Source organism: Streptomyces sp. TRM49041 (genome assembly GCF_008271805.1).
In the GTDB taxonomy this organism is placed as follows: Bacteria; Actinomycetota; Actinomycetes; order Streptomycetales; family Streptomycetaceae; genus Streptomyces.
The window spans coordinates 38,075-57,481 of the sequence record NZ_VSRY01000158.1 but is presented as its reverse complement, the minus strand read 5'-3'; the positions used below and the strand labels follow the sequence as shown (position 1 = coordinate 57,481).

The following is a 19,407-nucleotide window of genomic DNA, read 5'->3' as shown; positions in this document are numbered from 1 at the left end:
CAGAACCCGCAGCGTCACCCCGGGACGACAGCGGCCCGCACGCGACAGAGACCTCGGCTCCCTTCGGAGAACCGCACGGGTTTTGGCGTGAAGTGTTGACCGCTCACCGTCACGACCCTACGTTGTCCGCTACTTGAGAGCGCTCTCAGGAAGGGTGTGTATGAGATCCCGCAGATATGTGGCCTCGCTGTGCACAGCGGTCCTGGCCGCCACGACGCTGACCGCGACCGTCGGTACCGGTGTCGCCTCCGCCGCCACCATCGAGGTGGGCAAGGGGAGTTACAGCGACGTCCGTCCCCCCGGCAGACAAGGCCCGTCGAACAGCGGCGGCCAGGCGGTCAGGCCGAAGGTCACACCGGCCATGGCGGACAAGCCCGTGCCGACCAACGACTGGTGGTCCTCGCTGGTCTTCCAGCGGTTCGCCGGCAACCCGTGGTCGGAGAACATGTACGGGCACCCGCTCACCTACAAGGCGGTGTCCGGTGGCCTGGAGGTCGGCTACCCGACCTCCCATCAGATCGTGGGCGGCGGACGCCAGTACGAGTTCCCGCACAAGGCCGACCTGACCCTCGGCCTCGCGGGCCTCAACTCCCCCGACGCCAAGGCGGACGGGTGGAGCGACTGGACCGTAACCCCGTACTGGAAGGACGGTGCGCGCACCCTGCGCGCCACCATCGGCCACGGCCTTCCGTACGTGTACGCGGAAGGCACCGGCGGCGCGGCGCGGATCAGCGCGGCGTCCCCGCCGAAGGTCTTCGCCGACCAGGGAAACGTCCTGGGTGTCACCATCTCGGGCCACCATTACGCGCTGTTCGCCCCGAGCAGCAGCGACTGGACCGTATCCGGCAGCGAGATCCGGGCGGACCTGGGCTCCGACGACTACTTCTCCCTGGCGGTCCTTCCCGGCAAGGAAGCGCTCGCCGACTACAAGAAGTACGCCTTCAGCTTCGTGACCGGCTCCACGGTGGAGTGGGACTACCGGGAGGGCGACGGGGAGGTCAAGGCGACCTACTCGCTGACCACCGAGGCGAAGGAGGGCACCGAGACCGGCACCCTCCAGGCGCTCTACCGCCACCAGTGGCTGCACACCTCCGACCCGCTGACCGACTACCGCTACGTCTCGTCGCGCGGTGAGATGAAGGTCCGCGAGGGCCTCTCGTTCACCACCACGCAGAAGGTGAACGGCGTCCTGCCGGGCCTGCCGAGCGCCCCGGGCGTCGACAAGGCCAGGCTCAAGGCGTACATCGACGACGTACTCACGCAGGGTGACCCGTTCAGCGGCGCCATCGACACCTACTGGACCGGCAAGGCCCTGGGCAAGCTCGCCCAGCTCGTCCCGATCGCCGACCAGATCGGCGAGACGGCCGACCGCGACAAGCTCATCCGGCTCATCAAGGACCGGATGGAGGAGTGGTTCACCGCCGGCGGTCCGTCGGAGTTCTCCTACGACAAGGACTGGCGCACCCTCATCGGCTACCCCGCCTCGTACGGCAGCGACCAGGAGCTCAACGACCACCACTTCCACTACTCGTACTACGTGATGGCCGCCGCCGTCGTGGCGCAGTACGACCCGCGGTGGGCAGCCGACTCCGAGTGGGGCGGCATGGTCAAGGAGCTCGTCAAGGACGCCGCCAACCCGGCCAGGGACGACAACAAGTACCCGTTCCTGCGCGGTTTCGACGTCTACGCCGGTCACAGCTGGGCCGCAGGCCACTCCGCGTTCGCCGCGGGCAACAACCAGGAGTCGTCCTCGGAGTCGATCAACCTCAGCGCCGGCCTGATCATGTGGGGCTCGGCCATGGGTGACAAGGCGCTGCGCGACCAGGGCGTCTACATGATGACGACCGAGTCGGAGTCGATCGCGCAGTACTGGTTCGACGCCGACCAGCAGGTCTACCCCGATGACTTCGCCCACGACATCGTGGGCATGGTCTGGAGCAGCGGCGGTGCCTACGCCACCTGGTGGACCGCCAACCCCGAGGAGATCCACGGCATCAACTTCCTGCCCGTCACGGGTGGTTCGCTGCACCTGGCCCGGGAGAAGGACATGCTCCGCCGCAGCGTCGCCGAGATGGAGAAGGAGAACGGCGGCCCGGCCGTCGAGTGGCGGGACATCTTCTGGGAGGTCCAGGCGCTGTACGACCCGGCCGGGGCCATGCGGTTCTGGGATCAGTGGAACGGCGGCTACGTCCCCGAGGCCGGCGAGACCAAGGCCCACACCTACCACTGGGTCGCCACGATGAACTCCATCGGTGCCCCGGACATGACCGTCGCGGCCAACATGCCGACGGCCGTCGCCTTCGACAAGAACGGCACCAGGACGTACGCCGCGCACAACTACGGAACCGAGGAGTGCTCGGTCGTCTTCTCCGACGGCGGCGTGCTGAACGTCCCGGCGAAGTCCACCGCGTCCGGAGCGGGCGACGACGCGCGGCTCGCGACCCTCTGCGGCGCGCCGGGCGGTGGCGGCGGCGAGGAACCGCCGCCGGCCGACGAGAAGCCCGGCGCGCCCGGCACCCCGGTCGCCGGCGACGTCACCGACACCTCCGTCGAGCTGACCTGGGACGCCGCGACCGATGACAAGGGCGTCAAGAACTACGACGTCTTCCGCGGCGGCACCAAGGTCGCGACCGTCATCGGCACCACGCACACCGACACCGGCCTGACGCCCGGCACCGAGTACACCTACAGCGTCAAGGCCCGTGACACCGCCGACCAGGTCGGCCCGGCCGGCGGTACCGTGAGCGTCACCACCACCGGCACCCCGCCCCCGCCGTACGTCGAGGCCGACACCTTCTACCCGCAGCCGGGAGGTGGGCTCGCCACCACGGCGTCCTCGGCCTCCTCGGCCGACACCATCCCCTCCGCCGACGGCGCCAACCACGACGGCACCCCGCACCAGCCGCTGGTCTACGAGGTGAGGAACGTCAAGGGCACCCTGAAGCCGGGCTCCGCCACGGCTTTCACCTTCGCCGTGGACGCCGGGCCGTCCGTCGGACACGGCCAGCAGGCCCGGGTGTCGTACGACCTGACCGGCGACGGTACGTTCGACCGCGTCGAGACGTTCCGCTACTTCGCCACCGACCCGATCCCAGGCTGGGAGGAGTACTCCTCGGCCCGCCAGGGGCCGCACTCCGCCTCGGGCACCCTGGGCGACCTGAACGGCGGCACCGTCCGGGTCGAGGTCTGGAGCGCGATCGGCAACGGCCCGTCCGCCCTCCAGGTCGGCTCCGGCTCCGTCCTGACCGTCCCGTTCGCCTGATCAAGAGCTCGGCACCGGCCCCGGCCACGACGCGCCGCCGGACGGATCGACCGCTCAGCGACCTTCGACAACCGATGACCGGTGACTTCGGGCCCCGGGCCGGGAGGTCCCCTCTCCGGCACCGGGGCCCGCCATGTGGATTCGAGCCCCCACACACCTACCGTCCGGCCCCGAGACGGAGCCGGACGGTCCCTGCCGCCGGTCCGGCTGTCACGATGGGATGGAGAGGAGGCCGCCCCAGTGGACGCCGCACGGACCGAGGTGCGCCATGAACCACACCGCAGCACGGCTGCGCCGCCTGACCGCGGCGGTCGTGACCACTCGCCTCGAACCGGTACTCCTGGTCGTCACGGTGGCGGCCCTGACCGGCGGCGGTATCGCCTGGCTGGCCGGTGCCCGCGGCCTCGCGGACCTGTTCTGGGCTCTGGGCACGGTCTCCGCTGTCGTCCCCGCGGTGGGGTGGGTGCTGGCCGCGCTGCGGCGCGGGCAGGCGGGTGTGGATCTGATCGCCGTACTCGCGCTCGGCGGAACCCTGGCCGTGGGCGAGTACCTGGCCGGCGCCCTGATCGCCCTGATGCTCGCCACCGGCCGCACCCTGGAAGCGGCCGCCCGGCGGCGGGCCTCTCACGACCTTCGTGCCCTGCTGGAACACGCGCCGCGCTCGGCGCGCCTCCGCACGGACGCCGGGGTGGCCACGGTGCCCCTGGGCGAGGTCACCGTGGGCGACCTGCTCGTCGTCGGCTCCGGCGAGGTCGTTCCCGTCGACGGCCGTGTGGAGAGCGCCGCCGCCGTCCTGGACGAGTCGGTACTCACCGGTAAACCCTGCAGGTCGAACGGCCCCGGGGCGAGACGGTACGCAGCGGCGTGGTCAACGCCGGTGGCGCCTTCGAACTGCGCGCCACCGCCACCGAGCAGGACAGCACATACGCCGGGATCGTACGGCTGGCCCAGCAGGCCGGGGGCGAGTCCGCGCCTGTGGTGCGGCTGGCCGACCGGTACGCGGCCTGGTTCCTCCCGCTGTCCCTCCTGGTGGCGGGTCTGGCCTGGCTGATCAGCGGCAGCGCGGTACGCGCGGTCGCCGTCCTGGTCGTCGCCACGCCCTGCCCTCTGCTGCTGGCCGCACCGGTCGCCATCGTCTCCGGCCTGTCCCGGGCCTCCCGCCTCGGCGTGGTCATCCGCGACGGCGGTGCTCTGGAGAACCTCGGTCACGCCCGCACCCTCCTGCTCGACAAGACCGGCACCCTCACCCGCGGCCGCCCCCGTGTCCTCGACGTCACCGCCGCCCCCGACGTCAAACCGTCAGAGGTGCTCCGCCTGGCCGCCTCGTTGGACCAGTACTCGCCGCACGTCCTGGCCCGGGCCATCGTCGACACGGCCCGGGAACGCAACCTGGATCTCTCCGTCCCGACGGACGTCACCGAGGAACCCGGACGGGGCGCCACCGGCACCGTGGACGGGCACCGGGTCTCCATCGGCCGCCTCGGTCCCGACAGCGCACGGCCCGCGTGGGCCAAGGCGGTCGACAACCGAGCGCTCCTCGACGGCGCCGCCGTCGCCTGGCTCACCGTCGACGGACACCTCGCCGGTGCGATCCTGTTGCGCGACCCCCTGCGTCACGACGCCCCGCGCACCCTGCGCCACCTGCGCGCGGCAGGTTTCCGACGGCTGCTGATGCTCACCGGCGACCGCGCCGCACCCGCGCACGAAGTCGCCGCCGTCCTCGGTCTCGACGACGTACGCGCCGAGCTGAGCCCGGCCGACAAGGTCACCGCCGTGCGCGCCGAGCGCGAGCGCGCGGTCACCGTCATGGTCGGCGACGGCGTCAACGACACCCCCGCCCTCGCCGCCGCGGACATCGGCGTCGCCATGGGCGCCCGCGGCTCCACCGCGTCCTCGGAAGCTGCCGACATCGTCCTGACCACCGACCGCGTGGACCGCCTCGCCGACGCCGTCACCATCGCCCAGCGCGCCCGCCGCATCGCCGTACAGAGCGCGCTCGGGGGCATGCTCATGTCCCTGGCCGCCATGGCGGCGGCCGCCGTCGGCCTGCTCCCGCCCGCCGCCGGCGCACTGCTCCAGGAGGGCATCGACGTCGCCGTCATCCTCAACGCCCTTCGCGCCCTGCGCGTCGACCAGGCCGTAAGCCCGGCCCTCACGCCCGCCGCCGAAAGTCTCATCCACCGCTTCGCCGCCGAACACGACGACCTCCAGGACGTCCTCGACTCCGTACGCGACGCCGCCGACCGTCTCTCCGACACCCCCGGCCCGGCGGCCCTGGCCGCCGTGGAAGAAACCCACAGGCTGCTGTCCCGCCCGGCATGTCGCGGCTACCGTCCAGGGCCACGTTCACCCCGAGGCCACCCGTAGGGGCGAGAGCGCCTGAGTCGACCGTGGCCCGTCAGCTCGGGAGCTGCGTCGGCATCTCTCCAGGTCACGGTCAGATGCCCAGGACCCGGCCACGCGACGACAGTGCCGGCGTACGCAACGCCCCTCAGGGGCGCCCGTGCCCGTCGTCAAGCTCCTCACCGATCCGCACCTGGCGAGCGGCGCGTTGCCGGCCGCGACGCGGGTACTGCCCGGCGCCGTCGGCGACGCGCCGGCTCGCGCCGAGGCCGCGTACGCCGAGGCGGGCAGCCGGCTGCCGCCGGAGTACGAGGCGTTCGTACGGCTGGCGCAGAACCTCTCTCCCAGGACCCTGGCGGACGAAGCCTCGGTCGCAGCATGGCTGGACCTGTTCGAGATCGCCGCGCTCAGCGGAACCTCCGCCGCGCACCGCCCGTGCCCGCCTGCCCCGAACCGGCCCGCCGCGTACGCGCGGATCACCACGCACCCGCTGGTAGTGGGCTTCGCCGACGACGTGCCGGCCCCCGCCCACCTGGGCCGCGAGGTGGCTGCGGCGGTCCCCGGCGCCCACTGCACAGGCCGGCGGACACCGGCCACCTCGGTTTGGTCCCGTGTCCACTGAGTCCCTTGCCGAGGCCCCCGCCCCGGTCGAAGTGGTGTACGTCGGCCAGGAGCCGCCCGAGTCCTGGGACGCGTCCGTGTACCCGTGCGGGCCCACGAGCGGGCCGTCCCGCTGGTGGTGTGGCGCTCCGAGCCCTTCCAGAGGTGGTACGCCGCCCGCCGGGCGGCGGGCAGCCGGCTGCTGGACGCGCGCGTGGAGTGGTACGAGCGGGCCGCCGCCCCGGACGGAGTCCCTGCCTGGCTGCTGACCGTCACGGTCGCGCCGGGCGACGGGGCCGGTCCCTCCCTGTGCCGCCTGCTGTCTGCTCAGGGGCAGTGCATGCTCATGTAGAGCGCCTGCTCGCCCTCCGAGGCCGTCCCCTCGTAGAGGGCGGTGTCCAGCCCGCAGAAGGCGAAGCCCATCCGCCGGTACGCGTGGATCGCCGGCGCGTTGACGTTGGTGACCTCAAGCCAGATGTGCCCGGCACCCCGCTCTCGGGCGAACTCCACCGCGAGCCCCATCAGCGCGCGGCCGAGCCCCCGTCCCCGGTGCTCCGGGGCGATCTCGATGTCCTCGATGGTCAGCCGACGGTTCCAGCCGGAGTACGAGACAGCGACGAACCCGGCCAGGTCGCCTGCGATCCCGTGGGCGACGAAGGTACGGGAGTCAGGGTCGTCCCCGTCGTCCCCGTCGTCGCCGTCCGACTCGTCGTCGGGGAACACCTTGGTCAGGGGCGGGTCCACGGAGATCTCCCGCAGCGCGAACCCGTCCTCGCCGGCGGTCACCTGGAAGACGGTGTCGGTGGTGAAGGAACCGTCCAGGGCTTTGACGGCCTCGAAGTCCTCGGGAACGGCGGTGCGGTACCGGTAGGCCGTGTCGTCAACAGTGGTCATGGCACGACGCTACGACCGCTCCGACCACGGCAGGACGGCTTTCGGCCGACCACACCGCGCCCCGACCCCAGGCTCCAGGTCACGGGGCACGTCGGGTCCGCCGACGCCCGCGGGGCCAGTCGTCCTGCCCCAACGGCGTGGCCATTGGAGCGCCTGAGCAGCGACACATCGGGGCTGACACACCATCAGAACGAGCGTCAGGACATCGCCCGTGACACCCGCACCGGACATGATGCACAGGCACAAAACCGCAGGTCAGGAGCCCTTCGCGGCCGGTTCAAGGATGGCGACACACTCCACGTGATGCGTCATCGGGAAGGTGTGGACCTGGAGCGCTCGGGAGAATGTGCAGGTCAGGCCCTATTTCGAACACCCGACGACCGTGATCACGGGCACACGAGCGTTAAACGAGCGCCACGGTCAGGGTCGTGCGTCAGCGCCCCGACGCACGACCCAGCCGTGCTTCGTCAGCTGCGCTGGTCCTGGGTGGTCAGTCCCGGGAACAGCGCAGGTCAGCTCCTCCTCAGGTATTGCTGAGCGTGACCACGTCCCCCGCCGGTCCGCCTGCGCGGACGCCGATCCGGACACCCGTGTCCGGGTCGGTGAAAGTCTGGCCCGGCTCGAACGCCGCGAGGTCGAGCTGCGTGCAGCCGGCGGGCGGGCTCGCGGCCGGGTCGCCGTTCATAATCCGGACCGGGCCCTCGCCGGTCGGGGTCGCGGAGTCGATCCGGTAGATGAGGACACCGCTCGAACAGGCGGAGCCGTCGTTGCGCTCGGGGCGGCGGGACTCGGCGACGTACGCCGTGGTCTCACCGGTGCGCAGTACGGCGATCTTGGTGCCGCCGGGCCGTTCCACGGGAGTCAGGCGTACGGTGCGGTGTCCGGGCCCGGCGAGGCAGGTGACCTGGTGGTCGCGGGTCCAGCCCAGCTTCCACGAGTGCCAGCCGAGGAACTGCGGGGCGGCCCCCGCGATGTTGCCCATGATGTCCCAGCCGCCTGCGTACTGGTGGGTGGGGCCGGTGAAGGAGTAGAGGTCGGGCAGGCCGAAGGTGTGGCCGGTCTCGTGGGCGACGACCTTGTGGCCCCAGCGCCACATGTCCTGACCGAAGGTCACGGCCCACTTGAGGCGGGTGCCGTCGGCGGCCACACCGGGGGCGGCGGGATCGTAGAGGTAGGTCGGGGAGAACGGGATCGCGGCCGCCGTCCGGGTGGGGACGATGTAGACCATGTCGTAGCGGGAGAAGTCCGCGTACGGGTCGGCGGCGGCGACCGCGTCGCGCACGTACTGCTCGTGCGTCTCGAAGGTGAGGCCGCGCGCGAAACCGTACGAGGTCGAGTCCGCGGGCATGCGGACCCACCTGCGCAGGGAGTTGATGGAGAGGCGGAGGCGGCCGTAGCTGGCCGTGCGCATCCAGTCGGCGGCGGGGGCGAGATGGGCGGCGTACGGCTCGGTGGTGTCGGTGGCCGGCGCGTCGGGGAAGTCGACGAACAGGGTGAGGACACGGCGGGTTCCGGTGGCCGGCTGGAACTGGACGCGGTCGGTGTCGTGGCCTTCGTCGGTCCATCCGGTCCGGCCGGGCAGCGCGCAGTCGGCGGCCCGAGCGGCCCGAGTGGACGCATCGGACGGAGCGGACGGGCCGGCCGCGTGCGCCGCGGGGGTGGTGGCCAGGCAGGAGGTGAGTACAAGGGCGGCCGCGAGGGGGCGCAGGCGGGGCAGGGCAGTCATGTCTCTCCTGTCGGAGGCGGAGGGGAGGGGAGGGGGAGCGGGAGCGAGAGGTCACGCACGGCCCGCGGCCAGGTCCATCAGGCGGGCGAGGACGCGGCCGCCGGAAGTGGAGACGCCGTCGTGCTCCCACTCGTTGGTGACCCAGACGCGGGTGGCTCCGACCTCACGTGCCGTGCGCAGCGAGAGGCCGGCGTCGACGTACATGTCGTCGTGGTAGACGATCGCGGCGAGTGGAATCTCGTTGGCGGCGAGGCGGTGAGGGTCGTAGAGGGGCGGCCAGTCGGTGCGGGCGGCCAGAAGGTCCGCGGCGTCGGCGAAGGGGCGAAGGCCCGTGATTTCGCGGAACATCCAGGGGTAGATCATCTCGCCGGTGAGCAGCAGGGGGTCGGCGTCCGCAGCGAACTCGGGGAAGTCGGCGAGGGCTCGGGAGGCCGCCCAGCCGGTCGGGCCTGTGCCCTGCCCGTACAGGGTCTCCTGCAGGACGGCGAAGAGCGGGTTGTCGGTGAAGCCCGTCAGAGTCATGACCTGGTGGAGGAAGGTGTCGGTCGGTGCGTCGTCCGGGCCGAGGGCTTCGTCGAGCAGCCAGTGCAGGCGCTCGAATCCGTCGCCCATGCCGAGCATGAGGCCGAGTGTACGGAGGCGGTGCGGGGTGAGCCGGTCCCCGTTCGGCAGGCGGGCATCGCCGGTCGCGAGGAAGTCGGCGATCTTCCCCAGGCGGGAGGCGTCCTCGGGATAGCGGGCGTAGAAGTCGAGGACCCGGTCGCGGACGCGGGGGTAGGTGCGGGCGTAGACGTCGTCGGCGGTGGCCGCGAGGCCGGGCAGGCCGCCGGTGACGTAGCAGGCCCGCAGGCCCTCGGGGGCCTGCGAAAGGTAGGTGAGGGTGATGAAGCCGCCGTAGCTCTGGCCGAGGGTTTCCCACGGAGTGTCTCCGCAGAGTCGTCGGCGGATCAGTTCCGCGTCGGCGACGATCGCGTCGGCGCGGAAGTGGGACAGGTACGCGGCCAGCTGATCCGGGGAGGGGAATCCGGCGGCGGAGCGGGCGGTGACGGGGGTGGAGCGACCGGTGCCGCGCTGGTCGAGAAGCAGCACGCGGTGGGTCTTCAGTGCCTGGTCCAGCCAGCCGGGCGAACCGGCTGACGGGCGGGGCGACTTGCCGCCGGGGCCGCCCTGGAGATACAGCAGCCAGGGCAGTTTCTCGTTCACGCGGGCGGGGTCGACGACCTCGCGGGCGAAGAGTTCGATTGTGGAGCCGCCGGGGGCCCGGTGGTCCACGGGAACGGTGAAGGTGTGGTCGACGGTCGCGTAGGCGGGGTTCATGGATCCCTTTCACGGCCGACGGAGGCCGGCCAGTGATGTGTGACATTGCATGGCAGTGTGCGCCGCGCCGCCCTGGCACGAGGAGACCTCAGCCGCCCATAACCCCGTGCTATGCCTCAGCCGGTCGCTTGCCCTTGGCCCACAGGGAGCGGACATGGCCCAGGTGTCGGGCCATGCACGCCTCCGCGCCCTCGGCGTCGCCGGCGAGCATGACGTCGAGGAGTTCCAGGTGTTCCTCGGCCGACGGGATGAGTTCGCCTCGCTCGTCAAGGGCCGTGAGGCCGTACAGGCGGGTGCGCTTGCGCAGGTCGCTCACGGTCTCGACGAGCCGTTCGTTGCCCGCGAGGCCGAGGAGCGCGAGGTGAAAGCGCCGGTCGGCCTCCAGGTAGCCGATGAGGTCGTGGTCGCGGGCGGCGCGCACGATCTCCTCGGCGAGCGGCCGCAACGCCTCCAACTCGTCGCGGGTGGCGGTGCGCGTGACGCGGCCGGTGATCGGGATCTCGATGAGGGCGCGGATCTCGGTGTACTGGTCGAGGTCACGCTCGTCGACCTCGGTGACGCGGAACCCCTTGTTGCGGACGGGCTCGACCAGGCCCTCGCGAGCCAGGTCGAGCATCGCCTCGCGGACGGGGGTGGCGGAGATGCCGAAGTCCTCGGCCAGGGTCGGCGCCGAGTACACCGCTCCCGGCCTGAGCTCGCCCGAGATCAGGGCGGCGCGCAGGGCGTGGGCGACCTGGTCGCGCAGCCGCTCCCGGGAGGCGTTGAGGTCGCGGTGGGTCAGGTGCCCCATGGCGGTGGTGATCCTTCCGTCTGGTCCGGACCACCACCGTACAATGTCACGTTGCTCAGGTGGGCGACAGGGTATACGTCCGGCTGGAGGTGTAGAACTCCAGGGCGGCCCGGCCCTGTTCGCGCGGGCCGTGACTGGACGCCTTGGTGCCTCCGAACGGCAGATGGAAGTCGACGCCCGTGGTGGGGGCGTTGATCCGGATCATCCCGGTGTCGAGCCCGTCGAGAGCGCCCAGGGCCGTGCTCAGGTCAGCGGTGTGTACCGAGGTGACCAGGCCGTACGGTACGGAGTTGGCGATTCCCACCGCGTGGGCGAGGTCGTCGGCGGGCAGCAGGGCGGCCAGGGGACCGAAGACCTCCTCGCACAGCAGCCGGTGCCCCGGGGAGACCTTCTCGACCAGGGTGGGTGCCGCGTACCAGCCGGGGCCGGGCGGCACGGTGCCGCCGGCGAGTACGGACAGCCCCTGCCACGCCTCGGCGGCCTGGTCGCGGGCCCGCTCACCGATCAGTGGACCGCAGACGGTCGCCGGGTCGGACGGGTCGCCGACGGGCAGTGCCCGCAGCGCCTCGGCGAGCGCCTCCCGCAGGGGGGTGAGGGCGGCGCCGACGGCGATCACCCGGCTGGTGGCGGTGCATTTCTGCCCCGCGTAACCGGCGATGGCAGCGGCGATGTGGCCTGCCGCCTGCTCGATGTCGGCGTCCGGCAGGACGATCGCCGCGTTCAGGCCGCCCATCTCGGCCTGAACCGGGATGCCCCGGGCCGTCGCGGTTCGCGCGACGGCCTGCCCGACGGGGGTGGAGCCGGTGAAGGAGACCACGTCCGCGGCGGAGACCAGCGCGTTGCCCTCGGTCGCCCCACCGGGCAGGACGGTGAACACGCCTGTGGGGACGGCCTGGTGGACGATCTCAGCGAGGCGCTGGGCGCAGGCGGTGGCCTCGGGGGCGGGCTTGAGGACGACGGTGTTGCCGGCCGCGAGCGCGGGGGCCGCCTTCCAGCTCGGGATGGCGAAGGGGAAGTTCCAGGGCGTGATGAGCCCGGCCACGCCGTGCGGGCGGCGGCGCGTCAGGAGGAGCCCGCTGCCGGCCCCGGGCTCGTGCACGGCGCCGACGGCCTCGTAGGGGGCCTGGGCGTAGTAGCGCCAGATCGCGGCGGCGCGCGCGATCTCGGCTCGGGCTTCGGTGAGCGGCTTGCCGACTTCGCGGACGGCGAGCGCGGCCAGTTCGTCGGCCGCCTCGTCGAGGGCAGCGGCGACCGCGCCCAGGGCGGCCGAGCGGGCGACGGCACCGGCGTGCAGCCAGCCCGGCTGGGCGGCACGGGCCCGCTCGACGGCGTCGGCCGCCGCGAAGGCGCCGGGTGTCAGGATCCGCAGGAGCACGTCGGACGGGTCGGCAGGGTTGCTGGAGGTGAGGGTGGAAGAGGCGGTGGTCACAGGAGGAAGCCTCCAGGGAAGGGGTCGTCCGGGTCGAGGAAGTACTGGGCGGTGCCGGTGATCCAGGCGCGGCCGGTGACGGTCGGGACGACGGCGGGCAGGCCGCCGACTTCGGTCTCGGCGGTGAGCCGGCCGGTGAAGCGGGTGCCGATGAAGGACTCGTTGACGAAGTCGGTGTCGAGCGGCAGCTCACCCCGGGCATGGAGCTGGGCCATCCGGGCCGAGGTGCCGGTGCCGCACGGGGAGCGGTCGAACCAGCCGGGATGGATGGCCATGGCGTGCCGGGAGTGGCGTGCGTCGGAGCCGGGGGCGGCGAGGTAGACGTGCTTGACCCCGGCGATCTCCGGCTTCTCCGGGTGGACAGGCCGCCCGGGTGAGGCGTTGATCGCCTCCATGATCGCCAATCCGGCCGCGAGGAGGTCGTCCTTGCGGCCGCGGTCGAACGGCAGGCCGAGATCGTCGAGGTGGACGAAGGCGTAGAAGTTGCCGCCGAAGGCGAGGTCGTAGGTGACCGTGCCGAATCCGGGGACGGTCACCTTGCGGTCCAGGCCGACGGAGAAGGCCGGCACGTTGGTGAGCGTGACGGACTTCGCCGCACCGTCCTCCACCCGTACGTCGACGGCGACCAGCCCGGCCGGGGTGTCGAGCCGCACGGTGGTGACCGGTTCGGTCACCGGCACCATGCCGGTCTCCACGAGAACGGTGGCCACGCCGATCGTGCCGTGGCCGCACATCGGGAGCAGGCCGGAGACCTCGATGTAGAGCACGCCGTGGTCGGCGTCGGGCCGGGTGGGCGGCTGCAGGATCGCGCCGCTCATCGCGGCGTGCCCCCGCGGCTCGTACATCAGCAGCGTACGGAGGTGGTCCAGGTGCTCCGTGAAGTGCAGTCTGCGCTCGGCCATGGTGGCACCGGGGATCACCCCGACACCCCCGGTGATCACACGGGTGGGCATGCCCTCCGTGTGCGAGTCGACGGCGTGGAAGACATGACGGGTACGCATGGACTTCCTTTCGGGCGTTGGGCGAACAGGTCGGAGGACCGGGCCCAGGTCGGCCGTGGAGGCCGGCGCGGGTCCGCCGGTCGGGCGCGTCAGCGGCCGTCAGCGGTGGCCGTCGGCGACGGCCTTCTCGGTGGCGATCCGCACTCCGGCCTCCGTGGCGCCGGTGAGCGGGAGCCGGGGCGGGCGCGTGGGGCCCCCTCGGCGGCCGGCGATGTCCATGGAGAGCTTGATCGACTGCACGAACTCGGTCTTCGAGTCCCAGCGCAGCAGCGAGTGCAGGGACTTGTAAAGCGGCAGCGCGGTGGCGAGATCACCCGCGACCGCGGCGTGGTACAGCTCGGCGCAGCTCGCGGGGAAGGCGTTGGAGTAGCCGGCGATCCAGCCGACCGCGCCCGCCAGCGCCAGCTCCAGCAGGACGTCATCGGCACCGATCAGGAGGTCGAGTTCCGGGGCGAGCTCGGCGATCTCGTAGGCCCTGCGGACGTCGCCGCTGAACTCCTTCACGGCCACGATGCTGCCGTCGGCGTGCAGACGGGCCAGCAGACCGGGGGTGAGGTCGACCTTGGTGTCGATGGGGTTGTTGTACGCGACGACCGGGATGCCGGCCCCGGCGACCTCCGCGTAGTGCGCGCTTACAGCCTGCTCGTCGGCGCGGTAGGCGTTCGGCGGCAGGAGCAGGACCGAGCCGCAGCCGGCTTCGGCGGCCTGTTCGGCCCAGCGCCGGGACTCGGCGCTGCCGTAGGCGGCGACGCCCGGCATGACCCGCGCGCCGTCGCCCGCCGCCTCGACGGCGGTACGGACGACCTGGGCCCGCTCCTCGTCGGTGAGGGTCTGATACTCGCCGAGCGAGCCGTTGGGGACGACACCGTCGCAGCCGTTGGCGATCAGCCAGGCCACGTGCTCGGCATAGGCGTCGTAGTCGACGGACAAGTCCTCGCGGAAGGGGAGGGTGGTGGCGACCATGATGCCGCGCCAGGGGCGGGCGCTGTTCCAGCCGGTGGTGGTCATGTCAGGACCTTTCGATAGCGTGTGACATTTTACTTAGCCTCACGAGGGACCACTGCGGTCCTCGCCGGACTGTCGGCCCAAAGGGCTTCGGTCTACGGGCTTTCGGTTTACGGCGCTTTGCTCTGCGCGGTCCCCGGTGCCGTGGTCTCGTCGAGCGTGGCGAGCGTCGCCAGCGGAACCGGCACGGCGAACGGGCGGCGCTCGGCGGGGGGTTCGCCCTGGCCGTCGCGGGCTGCCAGGCAGGCGACGGCCGTCCCGCACATCCGCCCCTGGCACCAGCCCATGCCGGCCCGGGTGAGCAGCTTGACCGTCCGTGCGTCCCGCGCCCCGAGGTCTGCGACCGCCTCGCGGATCCGCCCCGCGGTGACCTCCTCGCAACGGCAGACGTCCGTGGTGTCGTCGAGCCATGCGGTCCAGCCGGGGCCGGGAGCGTGAGCGGCGGCCATGACGTCGGCGAAGGCGCGCATACGGTCCCGGCGGCGCCGGAGTTCGGCGATCCGCCGCGCACCGGCACCCCGCCCGCCGCGCAGTCGCGCGGCCACCGCTCGCCCGGCCAACTCTCCTTCGGTGCGGGCGAGTTCGGCTCCGCCCACGCCTCCGGTCTCCCCCGCCGCCCACAGGCCGCGGACGGAAGTCTCCTGGAGGTCGTCCAGAGCGAGGCCCAGCGTGCGGTCCGGCAGAACGCGGGTGGCGCAGCCGAGCGAGGTGGCCAGCTCGATCTGGGGAACGAGCCCGTGCCCGACGGCGAGCGCGTCGCAGACGATCCGGCGGCCCGTCCCCCGCGCGGGCCGCCAGTCTCGGTCGAGGCGCGTGACGGTGACGGCTTCGACACGCTCGGTGCCGTGCACCTCGGTGACGGCGCTGCGCAGCCGTACGCGTACCCGGTGGCGGAGCAGGGCGGCGCTGTGGACCAGGGCCTCGGCGGCCTTCTGCGGGTTGGTCAGGAGTACCCGGGGGTGGCGGGCGTACCGCGCGTATCCGGACGCCTCCACCACAGCCGGCACCCGCGCGCCGGCCGCTGCCAGCGACGAGGCGACGGCGAGCAGAAGGGGGCCGCTGCCCGCCACGACGACGCGTCGGCCGGGGAGCACGAGGCCGGACTTGAGCATGGCCTGGGCACCTCCGGCGCCCACGACGCCGGGCAGCGTCCAGCCGGGGAAGGGCAGCTGACGCTCGTACGCGCCGGTGGCGAGCAACAGCGCCCGGGCTCGTACCCGGACGGGTCGTTCCGCGGCGCCGTCGGCGCCGGTGACGGCGTGCACGGACCAGGAGCCGTCGGCCTCCCGCGCGACGGACCACACATGATGGCCGGCGAGGTGGGCGATGTCGCTCGCCGCCAGGCGGCGTCGCAGGTCGGAGAAGGCGGACCAGTCGTGGTGCAGCGCCTCGGGCCGCACCGCACCCAGGGCGGGTGCGGGATGCCGGTAGAACTGACCGCCGGGCTGAGGAGAGGAGTCCAGCAAGGCGACGGAGAGGCCGAGTTCACAAGCGGCGACAGCGCCGGCGAGTCCGGCGGGACCCGCTCCGATGACCGCGAGGTCGTAAGAGCCGGACGCTTCAGGCACCAAGTCGGTCATGGCCGTGCCCTTCCTGTGTCGTGATCACATCGCCGGGCCGCGCGGGGACCAGGCAGGCCCGGCGGCCCGGCACACCATTGACCGTGGCGAGGCAGTCGTAGCACTGCCCGATGCCGCAGAACGCGCCGCGCGGCCGGCCGCCGCCGCGGGTGGTGCGCCAGGCCAGGATGCCGGCGCCCCACAGGGCGGCGGCGACGGTCTGACCGGGCAGGACAACGACGGGGCGTCCGTCGAAGGTGATCTCGAACGGCGGATCGGACTGTGCCCCGACCAGGTCGGCGGGGGTGCGGGCCACGGGGCCTCCTCTCGGGTTGTACGTGCGACTCGTGACGTGAGACGGGCTCACGGCGCGGGCGGATCGAATCGCTCCGGTCTGAACGGCCTTATGTCGACGGGCGGTTCCCCGCCGGCCAGGCAGGCCGCGATGATCAGCCCGGTCGCCGGCGCCAGTCCGATCCCCGCCCCTTCGTGCCCACAGGCGTGCAGGAGTCCGGGGACCCGCGGGTCGGGTCCGATCGCCGGCAGATGATCCGGCAGGTACGGCCGGAAGCCTGCGTAGGTCCGCATCGCCCGTACGGTGGCCAGGACCGGGAACAGCGCGGTGGCCCCGGCGGCGAGGCGACGCACGACCTCGGTGGAGAGCGTCCGGTCGAAGCCGACCCGCTCCCGGCTCGCTCCGATCAGGACCGGACCCGCCGGGGTGCCCTCGACCACCGCCGAGGTCTGCAGCGCCGCCGACCCGCTGGCCACGTCCGCGACATAGTCGGCCGCGTACACCTTGTGACGCACCACACGCGGCAGCGGCTCGGTGACCAGGACGAAGCCCCGCCGGGGCAGCACGGGCAGCTCCACCCCCGCGAACCGCGCGAGTTGGCCGCCCCAGGTCCCGGCCGCGTTCACGACGTGCGGCGCGTGGATCTCCCCGGCCGTCGTACGCACCCCGGACACCTCCCCGGCAGAGCCGCTGAGCAGGCCGACGACCTCTTCACCGAGCCGGACGCGTACCCGCTCTCCAGCCGCGCGCAGCAGGTGGGCGGCGGCGAGCGCGGGCATGACCTGGGCGTCCTGGGGATAGAGGAAACCACCGGGCAGGCCGTGGGCCAGGCGGGGCTCCAGTTCACGGATACGGTCCGCCGACACCTCCTGGGCGGTGACGCCCGCCTCCTCCTGTCCGGCCGCGAAGTCGTGCAGGGCGCGCATCCCGGCCTCGCCGGAGGCGACGACGAGGCCGCCCTTGGGCTCGTACTCGATCTCCTCCGGCAGGAGTCCGGCGAGATCCCGCCACAACCTGGTGGAGAGCAGGGCGAGTTCGAGCTCGGGACCCGGCCCCTTGTCGGAGACCAGAAGATTGCCCTCCCCCGCACCGGTCGTACCGCCCGCGACGGAGCCGCGGTCGACGACGGTGACAGCGAGGCCGGCTCGGGCAGCATAGAAGGCGCAGGCCGCACCGATCACGCCGGCACCGATGACGATGACGTCCGAGGTGTTTCTCGTGAGCACGGCAGTAATATTTCACATTGCATAGCGCTTGCCAAGAGCTCCGGCCGGGACCACGCGGCCGGAGCTCTCACCGAGGCGCCACACGGACACGGATAGGTAACGGCGAACTCGGCACCTTGTGCAGTGCAATTTCACATTACTATGTTACAGGTCACATTCCAGCCACTCGGGTGGCTGTCCGACTGCTCTCGGAGTGACCCACTGATGGACAAGCGCACGTACACCACCCTCGCCACCGCCCTGGCAGCCACCCTCGCCCTCGGCGCCACCGCGTGCTCCGGCGGCGACAAGGCAAGCGGCGACCGGGCCGGCAAGAGCCCCGTGACCGCCAACAACGGCACGATGGTCGGCGGGACTCCGCAGAAGGGCGGCACGCTGACCGTGCTGTCCAACCAGGACTTCACCCATCTCGACCCGGCTCGCAACTGGGTCATGGGTGGCATGGACTTCGGCACCCGGCTGCTCTACCGGACCCTCGTCACCTACAAGGCCGAACCGGGCCCGAAGGGCGGCGAGCTGGTGCCCGACCTCGCCGAGGACCTCGGCACCGCCTCCAACGGGGCGAAGACCTGGACCTTCCGACTGAAGAAGGGTCTGAAGTACGAGGACGGCACGCCCATCACCGCCCAGGACGTCAAGTACAACGTCGAGCGGTCCTTCTCGCCCGACCTGCCCGGCGGCCCCGACTACGCCGCCCGCTACCTCGCCGGCGCCGAGGGCTACCAGGGTCCGGCCCAGGGCAAGCACCTGGACTCCATCAAGACCCCCGACGACCACACGATCGTCTTCGAGCTGCGCAAGCCCTTCGCCGAGTTCCCCTACGCCACGGTCCTGCCCACCTTCGCCCCGGTGCCCAAGGCCCAGGACAAGGGCCCGCAGTACGACAACCGCCCGTTCTCCTCGGGCCCGTACAAGATCGAGTCGTACGCCCGCGACAAGCAGCTCGTACTGGTGCGCAACACCCACTGGGACCCGGCGACGGACCAGGTCCGCAAGGCGTACCCGGACCGGATCGTCGTGACCATGGGGCTGAAGGCCAACCAGATCGACGACCGGCTCATCGCCAGTTCCGGCGCGGACGCGTCGGCCGTGTCCTGGGGCAAGCTGCGTCCCGAGTCCACCCCGAAGGTGCTCACCAAGCCCGACGTCAAGGCGCGGCTGCTCGCCGAGTCCAGCAACTGCACCGAGATGGTGCAGATGCACACGGGCCGCGCGCCTTTCGACAACGTCAAGGTCCGCCAGGCCGTGCAGTACGCGCTCGACCGGGAGGCGATCCTGACCGCCTCCGGCGGCCCGGCCCTCAACGACCCGGCCTCCGCCCTGATGCCCGGCTCCCTCTTCGACGGCGGCCAGCAGCCCGACACCCTCAAGATCCCGCTGACCGGTGACGTCGACAAGGCCGAGCAGCTCCTGAAGGAGGCCGGCAAGCCCGGCGGCTTCGCCACCAGCATCACCGTGTCCAACGGCGACAAGGGGGTCGCCGAGGCGATCCAGCAGTCGCTGGGCCGCGCCGGGATCAAGGTGACCATCGAGACGGTCGACCCCTCCGCCTTCTACGACACGATCGGCGACACCAAGAACCGCACCGACCTCGTCTACACGGGCTGGTGCCCCGACTACCCCTCCGGCTCCACCTTCCTGCCGTTCGTCTTCGACGGCCGCTACATCAAGGAGAAGGGCAACTCCGGCAACCACTCGCTCTTCCGCGACGATCCCACCATGAAGCGCATGGACGAGATCGCCGCCATGGCCGACGCGAAGGAGGCCGACAAGGCATGGCAGGAACTCGACGGCCAGATCCTCGCCAAGGCCCCGACCGCGCCCGCGGTGGTCGAGCGCATGCCGCTGCTGATCGGCACCAACATCGCCGGGGCCTTCGGCCACACCTCCTTCGGCGGGCAGATCGACTACGCGACGGTCGGACTCAAGAACCCTGCCGCGAGCGCGAACTGAGGGCCGG

14 protein-coding genes and 1 pseudogene are annotated in these 19,407 nt (G+C 72.0%); 5 read left to right on the top strand and 10 right to left on the bottom strand.

Translation table 11 applies throughout. From position 1 onward, the window contains the following. The first annotated feature begins 160 nt into the window (after positions 1 to 160). The 4 genes and pseudogenes from FVS66_RS26000 (at position 161) to FVS66_RS25985 (ending at position 6,557) form a co-directional block, all read left to right on the top strand. A complete protein-coding gene (locus FVS66_RS26000; RefSeq protein WP_149183656.1) occupies positions 161 to 3,262 on the top strand; it encodes a glycosyl hydrolase in 3,102 nt (1,033 codons plus the stop codon). Between the two features lie 268 nt (positions 3,263 to 3,530). After that, positions 3,531 to 5,572, top strand: a pseudogene (locus FVS66_RS25995) (heavy metal translocating P-type ATPase); the annotation flags it as partial. 193 nt (positions 5,573 to 5,765) lie between these two features. Continuing rightward, positions 5,766 to 6,227: a hypothetical protein gene (locus FVS66_RS25990; protein ID WP_149183655.1), complete on the top strand. Its 462-nt coding sequence runs from the start codon at positions 5,766 to 5,768 to the stop codon at positions 6,225 to 6,227. Positions 6,228 to 6,311: 84 nt separating this feature from the next. Next, positions 6,312 to 6,557: a hypothetical protein gene (locus FVS66_RS25985; protein ID WP_262387214.1), complete on the top strand. Its 246-nt coding sequence runs from the start codon at positions 6,312 to 6,314 to the stop codon at positions 6,555 to 6,557. Here FVS66_RS25985 and FVS66_RS25980 read toward each other — a convergent pair. The 10 genes from FVS66_RS25980 to FVS66_RS25935 form a co-directional block, all read right to left on the bottom strand. Continuing rightward, positions 6,533 to 7,099, bottom strand: coding sequence for a GNAT family N-acetyltransferase (locus tag FVS66_RS25980; RefSeq protein ID WP_149183654.1), 567 nt, complete (start codon positions 7,097 to 7,099; stop codon positions 6,533 to 6,535). The two genes, FVS66_RS25985 and FVS66_RS25980, sit on opposite strands and share 25 nt — an antisense overlap. A 523-nt stretch (positions 7,100 to 7,622) precedes the next feature. Next, positions 7,623 to 8,825: a M6 family metalloprotease domain-containing protein gene (locus tag FVS66_RS25975; RefSeq protein ID WP_149183653.1), complete on the bottom strand. Its 1,203-nt coding sequence runs from the start codon at positions 8,823 to 8,825 to the stop codon at positions 7,623 to 7,625. Between the two features lie 51 nt (positions 8,826 to 8,876). Further along, positions 8,877 to 10,142 carry an alpha/beta fold hydrolase gene (locus tag FVS66_RS25970; protein ID WP_149183652.1) on the bottom strand — a complete coding sequence of 422 codons (1,266 nt, stop codon included), beginning with the start codon at positions 10,140 to 10,142 and terminating at the stop codon, positions 8,877 to 8,879. A 109-nt stretch (positions 10,143 to 10,251) separates the two neighbouring features. After that, on the bottom strand, positions 10,252 to 10,932 hold the full coding sequence (locus FVS66_RS25965; protein WP_149183651.1) for a GntR family transcriptional regulator: 681 nt from the start codon (positions 10,930 to 10,932) through the stop codon (positions 10,252 to 10,254). Positions 10,933 to 10,987: 55 nt separating this feature from the next. Beyond that, positions 10,988 to 12,361, bottom strand: coding sequence for an aldehyde dehydrogenase family protein (locus FVS66_RS25960; protein ID WP_149183650.1), 1,374 nt, complete (start codon positions 12,359 to 12,361; stop codon positions 10,988 to 10,990). After that, positions 12,358 to 13,362 carry a proline racemase family protein gene (locus tag FVS66_RS25955; RefSeq protein WP_149183649.1) on the bottom strand — a complete coding sequence of 335 codons (1,005 nt, stop codon included), beginning with the start codon at positions 13,360 to 13,362 and terminating at the stop codon, positions 12,358 to 12,360. Before FVS66_RS25955 ends, FVS66_RS25960 begins: the two co-directional genes overlap by 4 nt. A gap of 99 nt (positions 13,363 to 13,461) precedes the next feature. Further along, a complete protein-coding gene (locus FVS66_RS25950; protein ID WP_149183648.1) occupies positions 13,462 to 14,370 on the bottom strand; it encodes a dihydrodipicolinate synthase family protein in 909 nt (302 codons plus the stop codon). Between the two features lie 107 nt (positions 14,371 to 14,477). Continuing rightward, entirely contained in the window at positions 14,478 to 15,947 is a 1,470-nt protein-coding gene (locus FVS66_RS25945; protein ID WP_149183647.1) for an NAD(P)/FAD-dependent oxidoreductase, read from the bottom strand. Then, positions 15,928 to 16,242, bottom strand: coding sequence for a (2Fe-2S)-binding protein (locus tag FVS66_RS25940; protein WP_149183646.1), 315 nt, complete (start codon positions 16,240 to 16,242; stop codon positions 15,928 to 15,930). The genes FVS66_RS25945 and FVS66_RS25940 overlap by 20 nt, the downstream gene beginning before the upstream one ends. Positions 16,243 to 16,289: 47 nt before the next feature. Then, on the bottom strand, positions 16,290 to 17,447 hold the full coding sequence (locus FVS66_RS25935; protein ID WP_149183645.1) for an FAD-binding oxidoreductase: 1,158 nt from the start codon (positions 17,445 to 17,447) through the stop codon (positions 16,290 to 16,292). A 204-nt stretch (positions 17,448 to 17,651) separates the two neighbouring features. On the opposite strand from FVS66_RS25935, the gene FVS66_RS25930 reads away from it, so the two are divergent. After that, positions 17,652 to 19,400: an ABC transporter substrate-binding protein gene (locus FVS66_RS25930; RefSeq protein ID WP_149183644.1), complete on the top strand. Its 1,749-nt coding sequence runs from the start codon at positions 17,652 to 17,654 to the stop codon at positions 19,398 to 19,400. The last annotated feature ends 7 nt before the right edge of the window (positions 19,401 to 19,407 follow it).